At 45.2% G+C, this 13,759-nt stretch carries 17 protein-coding genes; 7 read left to right on the top strand and 10 right to left on the bottom strand.

Annotated elements, in window-relative coordinates; genetic code table 11:
- Window positions 1–6: 6 nt before the first annotated feature.
- The 3 genes from ACRD67_RS03310 to ACRD67_RS03300 form a co-directional block, all read right to left on the bottom strand.
- Complete coding sequence (locus tag ACRD67_RS03310) at window positions 7–852, bottom strand: universal stress protein (RefSeq protein ID WP_430965614.1); 846 nt, start codon at window positions 850–852, stop codon at window positions 7–9.
- 64 nt (window positions 853–916) lie between these two features.
- Entirely contained in the window at window positions 917–1,765 is an 849-nt protein-coding gene (locus ACRD67_RS03305) for a universal stress protein (RefSeq protein WP_430965613.1), read from the bottom strand.
- Window positions 1,766–1,769: 4 nt separating this feature from the next.
- The gene (locus ACRD67_RS03300; protein WP_430965612.1) at window positions 1,770–2,618 is read right to left on the bottom strand and encodes a universal stress protein; all 849 of its coding nucleotides are present in this window, start codon (window positions 2,616–2,618) and stop codon (window positions 1,770–1,772) included.
- A gap of 118 nt (window positions 2,619–2,736) precedes the next feature.
- Between ACRD67_RS03300 and trxA the strand changes: the two genes are divergently transcribed.
- Entirely contained in the window at window positions 2,737–3,039 is a 303-nt protein-coding gene (gene trxA / locus ACRD67_RS03295; RefSeq protein ID WP_430965611.1) for a thioredoxin, read from the top strand.
- Window positions 3,040–3,070: 31 nt separating this feature from the next.
- Here the strand turns inward: trxA and ACRD67_RS03290 are convergent, their stop codons facing one another.
- Entirely contained in the window at window positions 3,071–3,910 is an 840-nt protein-coding gene (locus ACRD67_RS03290) for a universal stress protein (RefSeq protein WP_430965610.1), read from the bottom strand.
- Between the two features lie 135 nt (window positions 3,911–4,045).
- Between ACRD67_RS03290 and ACRD67_RS03285 the strand changes: the two genes are divergently transcribed.
- Entirely contained in the window at window positions 4,046–4,312 is a 267-nt protein-coding gene (locus tag ACRD67_RS03285; RefSeq protein ID WP_430965609.1) for a hypothetical protein, read from the top strand.
- A gap of 75 nt (window positions 4,313–4,387) precedes the next feature.
- Here the strand turns inward: ACRD67_RS03285 and ACRD67_RS03280 are convergent, their stop codons facing one another.
- The 4 genes from ACRD67_RS03280 to ACRD67_RS03265 all read right to left on the bottom strand — a co-directional run bounded on the left by ACRD67_RS03280 (window position 4,388) and on the right by ACRD67_RS03265 (window position 8,515).
- Window positions 4,388–5,233: a universal stress protein gene (locus ACRD67_RS03280; protein WP_430965608.1), complete on the bottom strand. Its 846-nt coding sequence runs from the start codon at window positions 5,231–5,233 to the stop codon at window positions 4,388–4,390.
- Window positions 5,234–5,326: 93 nt separating this feature from the next.
- Window positions 5,327–6,163, bottom strand: coding sequence for a universal stress protein (locus ACRD67_RS03275; RefSeq protein WP_430965607.1), 837 nt, complete (start codon window positions 6,161–6,163; stop codon window positions 5,327–5,329).
- 150 nt (window positions 6,164–6,313) lie between these two features.
- Window positions 6,314–7,366 (bottom strand): response regulator, encoded by a 1,053-nt coding sequence (locus ACRD67_RS03270; RefSeq protein ID WP_430965606.1) that lies wholly within the window; start codon window positions 7,364–7,366, stop codon window positions 6,314–6,316.
- 3 nt (window positions 7,367–7,369) lie between these two features.
- A complete protein-coding gene (locus ACRD67_RS03265; RefSeq protein ID WP_430965605.1) occupies window positions 7,370–8,515 on the bottom strand; it encodes a PAS domain-containing sensor histidine kinase in 1,146 nt (381 codons plus the stop codon).
- 86 nt (window positions 8,516–8,601) lie between these two features.
- Here ACRD67_RS03265 and ACRD67_RS03260 point away from each other — a divergent pair, with 86 nt between their 5' ends.
- The 5 genes from ACRD67_RS03260 (at window position 8,602) to ACRD67_RS03240 (ending at window position 12,013) form a co-directional block, all read left to right on the top strand.
- Entirely contained in the window at window positions 8,602–9,009 is a 408-nt protein-coding gene (locus ACRD67_RS03260; protein ID WP_430965604.1) for a hypothetical protein, read from the top strand.
- 35 nt (window positions 9,010–9,044) lie between these two features.
- On the top strand, window positions 9,045–10,331 hold the full coding sequence (locus ACRD67_RS03255) for an acetyl-CoA hydrolase/transferase family protein (RefSeq protein ID WP_430965603.1): 1,287 nt from the start codon (window positions 9,045–9,047) through the stop codon (window positions 10,329–10,331).
- A complete protein-coding gene (gene deoC, locus ACRD67_RS03250; RefSeq protein WP_430965602.1) occupies window positions 10,328–10,996 on the top strand; it encodes a deoxyribose-phosphate aldolase in 669 nt (222 codons plus the stop codon). Before ACRD67_RS03255 ends, deoC begins: the two co-directional genes overlap by 4 nt.
- Complete coding sequence (gene deoD / locus ACRD67_RS03245) at window positions 10,993–11,691, top strand: purine-nucleoside phosphorylase (protein ID WP_430965601.1); 699 nt, start codon at window positions 10,993–10,995, stop codon at window positions 11,689–11,691. Before deoC ends, deoD begins: the two co-directional genes overlap by 4 nt.
- A gap of 103 nt (window positions 11,692–11,794) precedes the next feature.
- Complete coding sequence (locus ACRD67_RS03240; protein WP_430965600.1) at window positions 11,795–12,013, top strand: hypothetical protein; 219 nt, start codon at window positions 11,795–11,797, stop codon at window positions 12,011–12,013.
- A 1-nt stretch (window position 12,014) separates the two neighbouring features.
- Here ACRD67_RS03240 and ACRD67_RS03235 read toward each other — a convergent pair whose 3' ends face one another.
- Both ACRD67_RS03235 and ACRD67_RS03230 read right to left on the bottom strand, forming a co-directional pair.
- On the bottom strand, window positions 12,015–12,917 hold the full coding sequence (locus ACRD67_RS03235; RefSeq protein ID WP_430965599.1) for a universal stress protein: 903 nt from the start codon (window positions 12,915–12,917) through the stop codon (window positions 12,015–12,017).
- 80 nt (window positions 12,918–12,997) lie between these two features.
- Window positions 12,998–13,687, bottom strand: coding sequence for a Crp/Fnr family transcriptional regulator (locus ACRD67_RS03230; RefSeq protein WP_430965598.1), 690 nt, complete (start codon window positions 13,685–13,687; stop codon window positions 12,998–13,000).
- Window positions 13,688–13,759 lie beyond the last annotated feature (72 nt).

Genomic DNA, 13,759 nt, shown 5'->3' with positions numbered 1-13,759 from the left:
GTGTTATCAATTAGCGTTCAATACTAGAATAGGGATGTTGGCACTGTATCCCAGTTCCTTTACAAGGGGTTTTGACAGCAGGGCATTGAAAAAACCGTGTTTCTCGTTTACAAAGGAAATCATATCGCTTTCCCTACTTTGCACAAAGGTATTGATGCCGGTGTGCACCTTAACATCGGTCAGCACATGGCTGCTATAGTCCGTTCCCTCAATGATCTCTTCCAAAAGCGCTTTGTTGTCCTGCTGTACCGGATCCAATTTGGATTCCCTTTCTACATGTAGTAACCGGATAGGCGCCTTGTGTATTCTGGAAATTTCCATCAAGTAATTTAGTTCCCTCCTTTTAAAGCCGGTCCTATAATCTGTTGGAAATACAATTTCATTGGGAGGCGAAAAGCGATAATTCTCCGGGATTGCCAATACCGGGCAGGCCGTAATGTTCTCCATCACATCAACGGCGTTGGTGCCAAAGATATTGGCAGAGGCACCTGTTGCTCCTTTGGTTCCCATTATGACGAGATCAATGTCCTTTTTTGCCACGGTGGTGGAAACAGCGTACAACAAGGAATTAAAGGTTGAAATCGTTTCAAAACTGTGTTTGGGGTTATCTCGCTGAAATTCCAGAACATCCATTAATTTGGACATCCTTTCCTCCGAAGCTTTTTTGGCGGCTTCGTACCTTTCTTCCCCAGGTTCCGGGACCATCATACTGTCTATGGAATACCCGTGCACCTGATAGGCGTTCAAAATATAAAAAGTACACTCCTGCTCCTGGTACAGGTCCAGGGCATAGCGAATGGCGTTGAGTGCATTTTTGGAAAAATCAGTAGGTAATAGTATCCTCTTGTCCATGGTAGCAGTTTTTAGATTACCCTATAAAAATATAGGGCTCGGACTACGATTCCCATGATAATTATCAGTCTTGGCAGGGAACGACCAAAAATGGGACTTCCAGATCAAAATTTACCCGTTTAATGACCGGCTCCCGTAAGAGTTTTTCCAAAAAACCATGTTGGTAGCTCAGCATAGCCAACATATCAACATCCAATTCCTTTACAAAAAGGCCAATGGCCTCTGCCTTGCTTCCAAAATAAGGCATCCAATGCATGGTACAATCAATTGCAGAGAGATATTTACAAAGGGTATCGCAATTGGATTCCTGGTACTTGTCCAATTTCTTCTCCTCATTGACGTGCATGATGCGAACACTACTCTTAAAAAGGTTGGCCAGGAACCGCAAGGGCTCCAGCTGTTCGGCACAAAAACTGTGTTTATAATCGGTGGCAAAGGCAATTTCCTTTGGGGAGACAAAATCCATTTCCTTGGGCACTGTTAGGATAGGACATGATCGCAAGCCATTGATGATTTTGGTGGTATTGCTGCCCCAAAAGGTGGCTTTGGCATTGGTCATTCCCTTGTTGCCCATAACCACAAGATCTATATCCATTTCTGCCACGGTTCTGGAGGCGGTTTCCACGAGGCCGCTATTTTTGGAAATTGTAAGGAAGTTGTGCCTTGGATTGTCATTGTCCAGAACAATTCTATGGCAACAATACTGAAGACCTTCTTGGGATTCATCGCCCAGTTGGGCAAGCAACGCCCTCCCTTCGCGTTTAGCTATGCGTTTGGTACGCAGCGGCGTGGTTTCGTTAAAGGTGTTCAATAGATAGAAGGTGCAGTCTTTTGACCTTAGCAGCTGTGTTGCATAGAACAGGGCACTGTAGGCGCTGTTCGAAAAATCGGTAAGGACGAGAATATTTTGCATCGTATTATTTTTTTAGTGTTGGTGGGATGACCATGAAAGGTATGGTGATATGAAAACCAATTTTTTTAATGACGGGTTCAATAAAAAGGCGCTCCAAAAAAGTATGTTTGTTCTGGATCATTACCAGTAAGTTTACCTTTTTTTTCATTTGAAAGTTATTTATTCCCGATATGACATCCTGATTGGGCATATCGTGGAACAAATGTGCAATACCATCCAAAATTTCCTCCAATTCGGCTTTGTTCCGAAGCTGTGCCTCACCAAGCTCATAGCCCGTTGAAATATGCACTACCTCAACCCTGGAAATATGCTCCCTTGCAAGATCCAGCAGTTGATCCAGTTGTACCGCCTTGTAGTCTACCTCATAGTCTGTTGGAAATAAGATTTCCTTGGGGGTTTCATAATCAAAGTGTGGAGGAATCGCAATTACCGGACAACCCGCTTTTTTTATGACATGGACCGTATGGGTGCCCAAAAATATCTCCTTGGCCCCTGTGGCGCCTTGCGTTCCCATAATAATCAGATCTATATGCTCCTTCTGTACCATGTCTACTATTTCATCGACCAAAAGGTTAAAGGCGGCATGCGGTACAAATAGGTGTTTCGGATTGTTAAAGTCCTCATGCAGTTGGTCCATCAACTTCTGCAGTTGTGAGAGTGCCCTGGTCTGGTGTACATCGCCCAGACCTACCTGTCCCGGACTATGAAGCACATACTCTGCTTGATAAATTGCCGGGGTATAGGTATGCACCAAATAAAAGGCACATTCCTCGTTCTTAAAAAGTTTGAGGGCATAACATATGGCGTTATAGGCGTTGTCCGAAAAGTCGGTGGGGAGCAAAATCTTTTTCATTTTTTAGCGTTTTTGGATTACCATTCAAAAATAGAATCGAGACGCCCCAAAAACCATGATATTCGTCAGTTGGCCTTAGGGGTATTTTCTTAAATTGCACGTATTAAATCCTAAGTGCATGCAAAGCAATTTCAAAACGGTCATTACCTCAGGTCCTTTGGTGCTCGTTGATTTTTATGCCGATTGGTGCGGCCCATGTAAGGTGTTGGCACCCATTTTAAAGGAAGTAAAGCAAGACTTGGGCGACATGATCAAAATTGTAAAGATCGATGTGGACAAAAACCAAAAAATCTCCAATAGGTACCAGATCCGGGGTGTACCCACCCTACTGTTGTTTCAAAACGGAACCTTGGTGTGGCGACAGTCCGGTATACTACAAAAGAACGATTTGATCAAAATCATACAATCATATACCCCCTGAAATCCGGATTCTTGGATTAACCTCGGCGATGCTACTCGTGAAGCACCAAGAAAGGGACATCCGTGTGGTAGCTAATTTCCTGGACCGCAGGTCTTAAAAGCACTCGCTGTAAAAAGTTCACGTTCTTGGCGACCATGGAGATCATGTCCAAATCCCTGCTTTCCACAAAACATTGTACCGCTGTTTCCAGTTTTTTACTGGTCACTCTATGAAAACTGTGTTCCAAGTCCTTAAAGTAGTCGTGGAGGAATGCCTTGTTCTTATGTTGTTCACTATCCAATTCCTCGCCTTTTCCGGAAATGTACAATACCCGTAGTGCAGCATGGTGCATTTGGACTATTTCTATCAAGGTGTCGAGCACTTTTATATCATAGCTCAAATTAAAATCCGTGGGAAATCCTATTTCCTTGGGTTTTTTGTATTCGGCATTTTCTGGAACCGCCAAAACGGGGCATTTCACTTTGGTTATGACATCGGCCGTATTGCTGCCCATGGTTACCTTTTTGAGGCCCGAAGCCCCTTTGGTTCCCATAACGATCAGGTCTATCTTCTTGTCGGCTATTTGTTTGCGAATGGCATCGACAAAGAAATCATATACCGTAAGGGTCTCAAAACGGTGTTCGGTATTCACAGGGAGTTGTTCAATACGTTTCAACACTTCGTCCAAACGTTCTTGGCTCTCCTGTAAAACGGCCTCTTCCAACACCTTGGAAGAGCCTACAATGGAAGTTTCGGCACCGGAATAGGGCGCAATGGCGTTGATATGGAACAGATAAAAAACGCAGGGTGTTCTTTGAAAGAGTTCCTTTGCATACTGTACCGCATTCCACGAATTATCGGAAAAATCAACGGGGATCAAAACATTTTTCATAACCACATTACTTATCGTTGTCACCGGTAAAAATACGATCGGCCCCCAGAAGCTAAAATGACAAAAATCATGTGAACTGACATTGGTCATTTCCACAAAGCCCCTATGGCCTTATATTCAATAACAAAAAAACGTATGAGAGCCTTGGCAAAAATTCAGCACCTCAGGTCCGACGCCTGCAAGCAAAAGATTATCAGAAACCTCAGTCGGCTCATGGATATCCGTATTATCGACATTGATGTGGACAATCAGATGATCTTCTTTCTCTTTGAGGGGCCATTGGCATTTCATAGGGTAAAGCAAGAACTCTGGCGGATCGGTTATCCCATAATAAAGTACAAATGCCAGAACGGGAAATCCTTCCTAAGCCGTAGTGAGATGTTTGATCAAGCCTTAGCCTAGTCCAACACTTTACAGCATATCCAAAAACCTGGCCCAGTCCTAAAGGGCCGCATTCTTCATTGTTCCATTATAGGATTATCTGGGTAGGTTCTGCATGACCAGAAAGGGAACGCTCACGGTAAGTCCAATTTGGTCCACAGTAGACCGGTACAACATATTCTCTAAAAGGGAATGGCGCGAATTTACCATGACCAGCATATCTATATAATCTTTGGCGATATGTTCCAAAATGATCTGCACCCTGTCCTCACCTTCGCATTGTTTAAAAAACAGAAACGCACTGGATAAGGTATTTTGCAGAAAGAGCTTGTTGTCTTCTTGACGGAACGACAATTTCTTCAGGGCGGAAATGTATAGACAATGTATTTCTGATTTGAAGGAGCCTGCCAGTTCGTTGAGCAATTTCAATTCCCTCCGTTTAAAGGGCAACATGTAGTCCGTGGGGAACAGTATTTTTTTGGGTGGCTGGTAGGCATACTCCTCAGGAATGGCCAGCACGGGGCATTTTACGTATTTTAACACTTGTACCGTATGACTGCCCAAGATGGTCCTTTTATCCGATGTAACCCCTTTTGTGCCCATTACGATTAAATCGATATCCACCTGATCCACGAAATCGTTTACCGCATCGACCAAGGATTCGAAGGCCGACACTACCTGATAGGAATGTTTCGGGTTTGGAAATTCTTCTTCCAATTCGGAAAGCAATTGGTCCAGCGATGTATCGGTCTTTTTGCGCACCTCCTTTCTTCGTTGTTTTAAACTATCCCGGGTCCCGGATTTGCTCAATTCGTATACTTCATCGGCATAAGCGTGCAAAAAGTAAAAGTTGGCCCTTTCCAACTTAAAGAGTTTTAGGGCATGGTGGATCGCATGCAGTGCATTGTCGGAAAAATCAGTAGGAATCAATATGATCTGCATTTGTACGGTCTTTTCTTTGACGGCCAAAGTTATGTGCTATGGGAGGTGAAAACTATGATATTTATCAGTACCATAGCTGATAGAAATTGTCGCTTAGCCGTGGATGACCAAAAAGGGCACCTGGGTATGGAAACTCACTTTTTCCACGGTGGAATCGAAAAGTAGCTGTTGTAAAAAATTGAGGTTCTTGGCCACCATAATGGTAAGATCACTCTGTTTTTCTGAGATGAATTCCTGTATTCCTTGAGTAATTTTTCGGTTATCAATGAGATAAAAACTGTGCTGTTTTGGAAATATCTCCTCCAGGTAATCCTGTAGATACGCTCTGTTGTTTTGCTGATCTTCGGATAGGTTTTCCGTGCTCCCCGCCACATGAAGGACTTTGAGGTGCGCTTTGTTGGCAACAACGAGCTCTGACAACGTCTCCAAAATGGCATGCGAATAGAAAATATTATAATCGGTCGGAAAGGTGATCGTCCGTGGTCTCCCATAAACTACATGTTCCGGGACTACTAGGGTATTGCATTGTACCTTGGTTATAATATCACCGGTATTACTTCCAATAATAAGCCGTTTTATCCCTGACGCCCCCTTGGTTCCCATGACGATCAGGTCTATTTTCTTTTCCTTGACCAATCTGCGGGTCACATCTATAAGCAGGCCATAATGCAGTTCCGGGAAAAAATGGTGTAGTTCGCTCTCGGCTTTATTTTTGGCCCGTTCCGTAAAGGCATCGAGCTTGTCTTTTGAAGGTATGCCGGTTTCGCCAAGGCTGGGCGTAAATGAAAGCCCCATTACTGGGTATTCGCTCAAAGGTGCAACATGGAGTAGATAAAAATTACAATGGACCCCCTTAAAAAAGCCGAGCGCATATTTTAGGGCGTTCCAAGCATTTGGTGAAAAATCGGTGGGAATCAATATATTTTTCATTGGATAAGCGACCTACTGGATACTACAAAAGCAAATGTATTGGGATAGGTCCAAGGGAAATATGACTAAAATCATATTATTGGGGCGGTTGGGCAAAAATTTGAGCGCTTTCCAAAGGGCTTGATCTACCCTTTTCAGCATGCTCTGCAGCTATTCTATACCATGCAGTGCCCTTAATTGTAAAATTTTGATGTTCCTGCCCTCAATATCTATAAGTCCTTCTTTTTTGAATCCGGAAAGTGTCCGGATCAAACTTTCTGTGGCAATACCGGCCACGCTGGCAAGGTCACTGCGGGAAATGCGAATAGGTTCCTCAGGGTTTTTGTTCAGGACCTCGGCAAACTGAAGCAGGGTTTGCGCGGTTTTTTTCCGGACAGAGCTATAGGCCATTTGGAGGAGTTGCTCTTTGATTTCCGAAATATTGTCGGTGAGCAATTCCATCAATTCCAGTGAAACATTGTGGTTTTTTTCCAAAATACCTTTCATGCTTTCCTTGGAAATACCTGCCAGTTCCGCGTCTTCCACTGCCGAGGCCGATTCCTGGTAGGGAAGGTTGTCCAGAAAGGAGGTAAAGCCCAAAAAATCATCGGCAGGATGTAGGGAAGTGATCAATTCCTTCCCATCCTCATCCATCTTATGGCATTTTACTACCCCTTCTAAAATAAGAAAAATCTTGTTGGAATGCTCCCCTTCATTGTAAATAGGGCTTCCCTTTTTATAGGTATGGACATCCCCGTGGTCATCAAAAAAATTCTTCAGTTCGTTCAAGGTACGCATCTGCGCCTCGGCATCCACGGATAAAGGTGTCTGATTCCTACCCAAACGGGTCATGATCTCTGCCTTGGCCAACCTGCTTTCTATGGCGCTCATCAGGTCTACTTCCTCAAAGGGTTTGGTAAGGTAGTCATCGGCCCCAAGGTCCATCCCTTTGCGCACCTCCTTGTGCTCCGTTTTGGCCGAAAGAAAAATAAAGGGGATATGTTGGGTGGCCGCATCTGAGGAAAGTTGCTGCAACACACCATACCCATCAATCTCGGGCATCATGATATCACATACCACAATATCGGGATGCTGTTCCCTAGCCAGGTCTATACCTATCTTGCCATTCGGGGCAGTAATAACCTCATAATCGGAAAGCTCCAACAATTCGGCCGTATTTTCTCTTAAGGCGGTATCATCCTCTATCAATAGTATTCTTTTCATGGGTTACGGCTCTGGATTCATTGGTATTTCCACGGTAAAGGTAGACCCTTTGTTTTCCTGACTATTAAAGGTAATGCATCCACCTAAATTTTCAATATGTTGCTTCACAATATTCAACCCGATTCCCGTGCCTTGACTCAATAAGGCATTTTTGGCCCTGAAATACCGATTAAAAATAAACTTTTGATCACTTTCCGGAATCCCCATGCCCTGGTCGATAATTTTCATTATCAGATTGTTCCCTTTCTGACGAATCTGTATATCGATCACCGTATCCTCGGACGAATACTTTATGGCATTGTGGACCAAATTGGACAGGATGAGCTCCAGTATTTTCTCATCGCAGGTAATGACAAAGTCATCGATCTGTTCGGGGTACTGAATCTGTTGCCCTACCTTAAGCAGCATATTGGCATCATAGATGACCTGGTTCACCAATTTGCTCAAGGGAAAAGTGGTAAATCTATAATTTACCTTCCCTGTCTCCAGGCGCTCAACGGATAAAAAATCGTTGAGAATGGTATCCAGGTATTTTACCTTGTTGCGAATGGTATCTATATGCTTGTTCCTTTTTTCCTGCTGTTCGGTCTGGGTGTATTTGGATAAAAGCGTAGTAGAGGTGAGGATACTGCTCAAGGGTGTTTTGAATTCATGGGAAACCAAGGACAGGAAGCGTGTTTTGAGTTCATTGAGTTCCCGTTCCTTGGATAGTGCTTCCTGAAGTTGTTCGGTACGCTCCTTGACCTCAAGCTCCAAACGCTCCGTATAGTTTCGGCGTTCCGTGATATCCACGATCAAGGCCATCACATAGGTATTCCCGTACAGACTAAATGGATTTAGGCCTACTTCCAAGGGAAACTCCTCCCCATTTTTCCGAATACCGTAGAGCTCACGGCCCTGGCCCATGGGACGTCTTTGGCTCCTGTTCATGAAGTCTTTGAAGTGTCCCTTGTGCGCATGGTGGTAACTGGCGGGAATGAGAAGTTCCAGGTGGTTTCCGACAAGTTCGTCCTTTTCGTATCCGAACATTTCCTCCGTGGACGAATTATTGGCAACAATCAATTGTTTCTCGTTCACCACAATGATACCTTCCGATACCCCCTCGGAAAGCAGATTAAAAATATTGCTGTTTTTCTGAAAAACCTTCATGCCATAAAGTTAAACCATATAACTGATTTTTGTCATAAAAAACCCTAGGTATAGCTTCTATTTTTGAAACAGAAAATGACAACGCTATGAACATGATGGAATCGCAGCGGATTGGAAACGAGTTTTACCAAAATTTGGGGAAGCTTTTTTATGCCGTAGCCATGGCTGATCAAAGTATTCATGCCAAGGAAATGGATACGCTAAGAGAGGAAGTAAGATCGTATTGGTTGCAGGTAGATGCCGTTGAGGACGAATTTGGCACCGATGCCGCATTTCAAATCGAAACGGTATTCGATTGGCTGTTGGAGTACGGAAAGGATAGCGGAAGCTGTTTTGATGATTTCGCGACCTTTTACCAGGAGCACCATGAAAAGTTCAGCCCCAAGGTAAAGCGATTGGTGATGGATACGGCCCATGCCATTGCCGCGGCCTTTGCGCGAAAGAACAAATCCGAATTGATTATCTTGGCCAAACTAAAGTTATTGCTGCAATAGATGCAGATCAACCATAGCCATTAAGCATCCAAACTATGCCCGCTACCCTAAAAATTGTTGCAGCCGAAGAGGCAGTTGCCTGTGTAAAATCGGGAAATCGCGTTTTCTTTCAAGGTGCTGCCATGACACCGAACGTGTTGATCGATGCGCTCTGCGATCGCTATAGAGATCTGGAAGACATCGAGATTATTCAAATGCACACGGAAGGCCAGGCCAAATATACCTCGGAACCTTACACTGATGCATTTCGAATAAGCAGTTGCTTTGTGGGCGGTAACGTTCGAAAAGCAATAGATTCCGCCAAAGGCGACTATATCCCTATTTTTTTGAGCGAAATACATTTGCTGTTCAGGCGGGAGATCCTGCCCTTGGATGTTGCCTTTATCCAGGTATCGCCCCCAGATAAACACGGATATTGTTCCCTTGGTACTTCCGTAGATGTCACCTTGCCCGCTATACAGACCGCCAAGAGGGTCATTGCGCAAGTGAATCCCCAAGTACCCAGAACCCATGGGGACGGTATCATACACATAAGGCAAATTGATAAAGCCATAGAGGTAGATAAGCCCATATATAGCAGTCAGATCAACGGAATGACCGATGTTGAACGAAAAATTGGAGCACATGTGGCCGAGCTGATCGAGGATGGCGCCACCCTACAAATGGGTATCGGCAATATTCCCAATGCCGTACTAAACAATTTGCACGGCCACAGAAGATTGGGTATTCATACGGAGATGTTTTCCGATGGTATCCTACCCTTAGTGGAAAAAGGGATTATTACAGGAGAGGACAAGGAAATTAAAACCGGAAAAATCGTTACCTGCTTTGCTGTAGGTACCCAGGCGCTATATGACTTCGTTCATGATAACCCCAGTGTACATTTTAAAGAAGCCGCCTTTACCAATGATACAGCCGTTATTCGACAAAATCCAAAAGTGACCGCGATCAACAGTGCCATTGAAATAGATCTCACCGGCCAGGTATGTGCGGATACGATCGGCACCTATCAATACTCTGGCGTTGGGGGACAAATGGATTTCATCCGCGGGGCCTCCCTATCCGAAGGAGGCAAACCTATAATCGCCATGCCTTCCCTTACCCATAAGGGCGTTTCCAAAATCACCCCCTTTCTTAAACATGGGGCCGGGGTAACCACCACAAGGGCACACGTACACTACGTGGCCACGGAATACGGGGTAGTGAACCTTTTTGGGAGAAGTTTGGAACAACGGGCCAAGGCCCTTATTTCCATAGCCCATCCAGACCATCGGCAAGTACTGGAGGAGCAGGCATTTGAACGTTTTAAAACCCTTGTATGAAGCCCATACCCCTACAACAATACATAGACCATACCCTCTTGGGCGCCACCGCCACCCTATCGGCCATAGAAAACCTCTGTCAGGAGGCACGGACCCATGGCTTTTACGCGGTCTGTGTAAACGGTTGCCATGTTGGCACCGCGCATAAGGAGCTGGCGGATACCGCAATAAAAATAGCCGCTGTAGTGGGTTTTCCCTTAGGGGCCAACGGCACACGGACCAAGGTGTTCGAAGCCGTGGATTGTATGGAAAACGGAGCGGACGAAATAGATATGGTCATCAATCTGGGGTGGCTAAAATCTGGCGAGACCGATCAGGTGTTGCAAGAGATCCAAGCGGTAAAAAAGGCCATTGGCGATGTGGTTTTAAAAGTCATTATAGAGACCGCTTATCTCACTACCGAAGAAAAGAAAAAAGCATGTGCCTTAGTGGTAGAGGCAGGGGCAGATTTTGTAAAAACCTCCACAGGTTTTGGGCCTGGAGGGGCTACCCTTGACGATGTCCGCCTGATGAAGGAGGTCGTAGGGGACAAGGCCCGTATTAAGGCCTCCGGCGGCATCAAGGATAGGGCCACCGCCCTACGTTATATTGAACTTGGCGTTTCCCGGATCGGCACTTCCTCCGGTATTGCCCTGCTTGCACAAGACGAAAATCAAAGCCCATGAGTTTACATATCGCCGCAAAAAAAGGGGAAATCGCAGAGACCGTCCTACTCCCCGGAGACCCCTTACGCGCCAAATGGATCGCTGAAACTTTTTTGGAAGACCCCATCTGCTACAACGAAATCCGAGGCATGTTGGGTTATACTGGAATTTATGGAGGAAAACGGGTATCGGTACAGGGCAGTGGTATGGGTATTCCATCGTCCCTCATCTACTGTCATGAACTTATCACGGCCTACGGTGTTAAAAACCTGATTCGCGTGGGTACTGCGGGATCCTATCAAAAAGAGGTAAAAATCCGGGACATTGTGCTGGCCATGGCCGCCTCTACGACCTCTAGCATCAACCACTCAAAATTTAAGCATGCGAACTATGCCCCCACGGCCAGCTTTGAACTGTTTATGAAGGCCGTGCAGTATGCCAAGGACCACCAAATCCCCATTACCGCCGGCAATGTACTTTCTTCCGATGTGTTCTACGCGGACGATCCGGAATCTTATAAACTGTGGGCAGCCTACAATGTGCTATGTGTAGAAATGGAGGCCGCCGGCCTCTATACCCTGGCCGCAAAGCACGGGGTCCGGGCCCTGGCCATTTTGACCATTTCGGACTCCCTGGTCACGGGGAAAGGGGCCAGCCCGGAAGAACGGGAGACAGGCTTTAGCGAAATGGTGCGTATTGCCATGGGAACGCTGTAACTTGTAGCAGCGAGCCAGACCGTCCCTGCCCAAGGGGCGGCCTAAAAATAGCATTTCCTTAACATCAAAATCTACATTTTCTAGCTATTTTAAAGCAAAAAACATGCGCACCTCCGTCTTTTTCTGGGTAATCGCTACCACATTGGTTTTAATCTTGGTGACAGCAACGGCAAGCATGGGATTTCCCTTCAACTGGGTATTCTACCTCACCGTCGCCGGACAACTAATGCTCGTTTATATGGTTTATAGGGTATTGACGGATGGCTACACCACTGAAAAGACCTTTGAGGATTTCTATGAGGACCGGCCGCTAGACCGATAGACTAGCTTAGCATTAGGTTTTTGCCTTTCTTTTTAGGCTTGGGAGATACCCCCATGCCCAGCTCCGGGATAACCAACAGGGGTATTTGCGTGTGAAAGGCCACCCGCTTAATAATCGGTTCACGCGTCATCTTTTCCAGATAGCTGTGCTGATAATGCAACATGGCCAGCAGATGTATTCCCAGTTCATTTGTAAACACTTCAAGTGTCTTGGAGACGGAATTAAGCTCTGTAACCGTATGCACGTAATGCGGTAGGTCTCCCAGGTATTTGCGCAGCATCTCCAAGTTAAACTGTTGTATCTCGGTCAGGGCCTTAATTTCATATTGTACATGCACAATTCTCAAAGTGGCGTCGAACGCCCTGGCCAAATCGATCAGCGGTTGCAGTTCCGAAAGTGTGTAAAACCGGTTAAAGTCCGTGGCGAATGCAATTTCGGAGGGGGTTGCATATTCAAAATCCATGGGGATGGCCAAAACCGGGCAACGTTTGATCGATTTTATGATGCGTACGGTATTGCTCCCCATAAAAACCTCCTCTATCCCAGAGGCACCCTTGGTTCCGGTTACGATAAAATCTATTCCCTCTGAATCCACTATGTCCCTTATAGCTTCTACCAATAGGCAAAAAGAGGATACTGTTTTGAAACGATGGTTCGGATACTGATTCCTTTTTTTTATTTTGGCCTGTAGGTTTTGTAATCCCTTCTCCGAATTGGAACGGATAATATCATCCACCCCGGGATCCTGGATCGTACTTGCCATAAAACGATTGTGTGCAAAGGTAGGGGTATAGGTATTCAACAAATAAAATGTGCATTCCTCACCTTTGAACAGTTCAATGGCATATTTGGTGGCATTCCATGCGTTTTCCGAAAAATCTGTAGGCACCAATATCTTCCTCATGGCAATTTCTTGAATAATTTATAGGGGTAAAAATAGGTAGGGTCCAAAGTGAAAACTATGACTTATGTCAGGTTATGGATCTAGAAACCGGACGCTAAGTCCCTGAGTTTTTTTTCATGGGCAATGGCAATCTTCTTGCCAGAAGTGGTAATGAAGCCTTTCTTTTTGAATTCCGAAATGATACGAATGGTAGATTCAGTGGCGGTGCCCACCACGTTGGCAATATCCTCACGGGATAGGGTGAGGGCCAGAAAACCATCCGCATCCTCCCCAAAATTACTTTTTAGGTACAAAAGCGCCTCTGCCATACGCTGTTTTACGGTCTTTTGGGAGATGTTCACAATCACGTCATCGGCTTCCCGAAGGTCATGGGCCATATGCCGAAGGACTTCTAGGGTAAAATCGGGGTTTTTGTGCATTGTGGAAAGGATAGTGTCCTTGGGAATAAAACACATTTCCATATCGCTGACAGCCACAGCGCTCAGATTGGTACACTCATCCGCCACGACGGAACGTTGCCCTATTACCTCCCCTTTAGTGGCCAATTTTACAATCTGGTCTTTGCCGTTTGCACTGAGTTTGGAAAGTTTGGAAACACCATTGCGCACACAGAAAACACCGTTCAGTTTTTCGCCTTCCTGGAAAATGGAAGCCCCTTTTTTGATAATTTTGGTGGTTTTGGTATCGGAAACTCTTTTCAATTCTTCCTTGCTCATGGCGCGTAAGGAATTAAACTGACGGATGATACAATTTTCACACCTACTTTCCATAGTCCTAGAGGTTTTACCTGACGCGCAAAGGTAACCTTCCATATAGAAAGAAAAACTGATATATATCATGTT

Origin of the sequence: Eudoraea algarum (assembly GCF_050589645.1) — a bacterium.
Taxonomy (GTDB): domain Bacteria; phylum Bacteroidota; class Bacteroidia; order Flavobacteriales; family Flavobacteriaceae; genus JBNGOQ01.
The sequence above is the reverse complement of the archived record's forward strand: the minus strand, read 5'-3'. Positions and strand labels throughout refer to the sequence as shown.

Bases quoted from the DNA above. Each gene is read 5' to 3' on its own strand.
- ACRD67_RS03310 (WP_430965614.1), bottom strand. From the start codon at position 852: ATGGACAAGAGGATACTATTACCTACTGATTTTTCCAAAAATGCACTC.
- ACRD67_RS03305 (WP_430965613.1), bottom strand. From the start codon at position 1,765: ATGCAAAATATTCTCGTCCTTACCGATTTTTCGAACAGCGCCTACAGT.
- ACRD67_RS03300 (WP_430965612.1), bottom strand. From the start codon at position 2,618: ATGAAAAAGATTTTGCTCCCCACCGACTTTTCGGACAACGCCTATAAC.
- trxA (WP_430965611.1), top strand. From the start codon at position 2,737: ATGCAAAGCAATTTCAAAACGGTCATTACCTCAGGTCCTTTGGTGCTC.
- ACRD67_RS03290 (WP_430965610.1), bottom strand. From the start codon at position 3,910: ATGAAAAATGTTTTGATCCCCGTTGATTTTTCCGATAATTCGTGGAAT.
- ACRD67_RS03285 (WP_430965609.1), top strand. From the start codon at position 4,046: ATGAGAGCCTTGGCAAAAATTCAGCACCTCAGGTCCGACGCCTGCAAG.
- ACRD67_RS03280 (WP_430965608.1), bottom strand. From the start codon at position 5,233: ATGCAGATCATATTGATTCCTACTGATTTTTCCGACAATGCACTGCAT.
- ACRD67_RS03275 (WP_430965607.1), bottom strand. From the start codon at position 6,163: ATGAAAAATATATTGATTCCCACCGATTTTTCACCAAATGCTTGGAAC.
- ACRD67_RS03270 (WP_430965606.1), bottom strand. From the start codon at position 7,366: ATGAAAAGAATACTATTGATAGAGGATGATACCGCCTTAAGAGAAAAT.
- ACRD67_RS03265 (WP_430965605.1), bottom strand. From the start codon at position 8,515: ATGAAGGTTTTTCAGAAAAACAGCAATATTTTTAATCTGCTTTCCGAG.
- ACRD67_RS03260 (WP_430965604.1), top strand. From the start codon at position 8,602: ATGAACATGATGGAATCGCAGCGGATTGGAAACGAGTTTTACCAAAAT.
- ACRD67_RS03255 (WP_430965603.1), top strand. From the start codon at position 9,045: ATGCCCGCTACCCTAAAAATTGTTGCAGCCGAAGAGGCAGTTGCCTGT.
- deoC (WP_430965602.1), top strand. From the start codon at position 10,328: ATGAAGCCCATACCCCTACAACAATACATAGACCATACCCTCTTGGGC.
- deoD (WP_430965601.1), top strand. From the start codon at position 10,993: ATGAGTTTACATATCGCCGCAAAAAAAGGGGAAATCGCAGAGACCGTC.
- ACRD67_RS03240 (WP_430965600.1), top strand. From the start codon at position 11,795: ATGCGCACCTCCGTCTTTTTCTGGGTAATCGCTACCACATTGGTTTTA.
- ACRD67_RS03235 (WP_430965599.1), bottom strand. From the start codon at position 12,917: ATGAGGAAGATATTGGTGCCTACAGATTTTTCGGAAAACGCATGGAAT.
- ACRD67_RS03230 (WP_430965598.1), bottom strand. From the start codon at position 13,687: ATGGAAAGTAGGTGTGAAAATTGTATCATCCGTCAGTTTAATTCCTTA.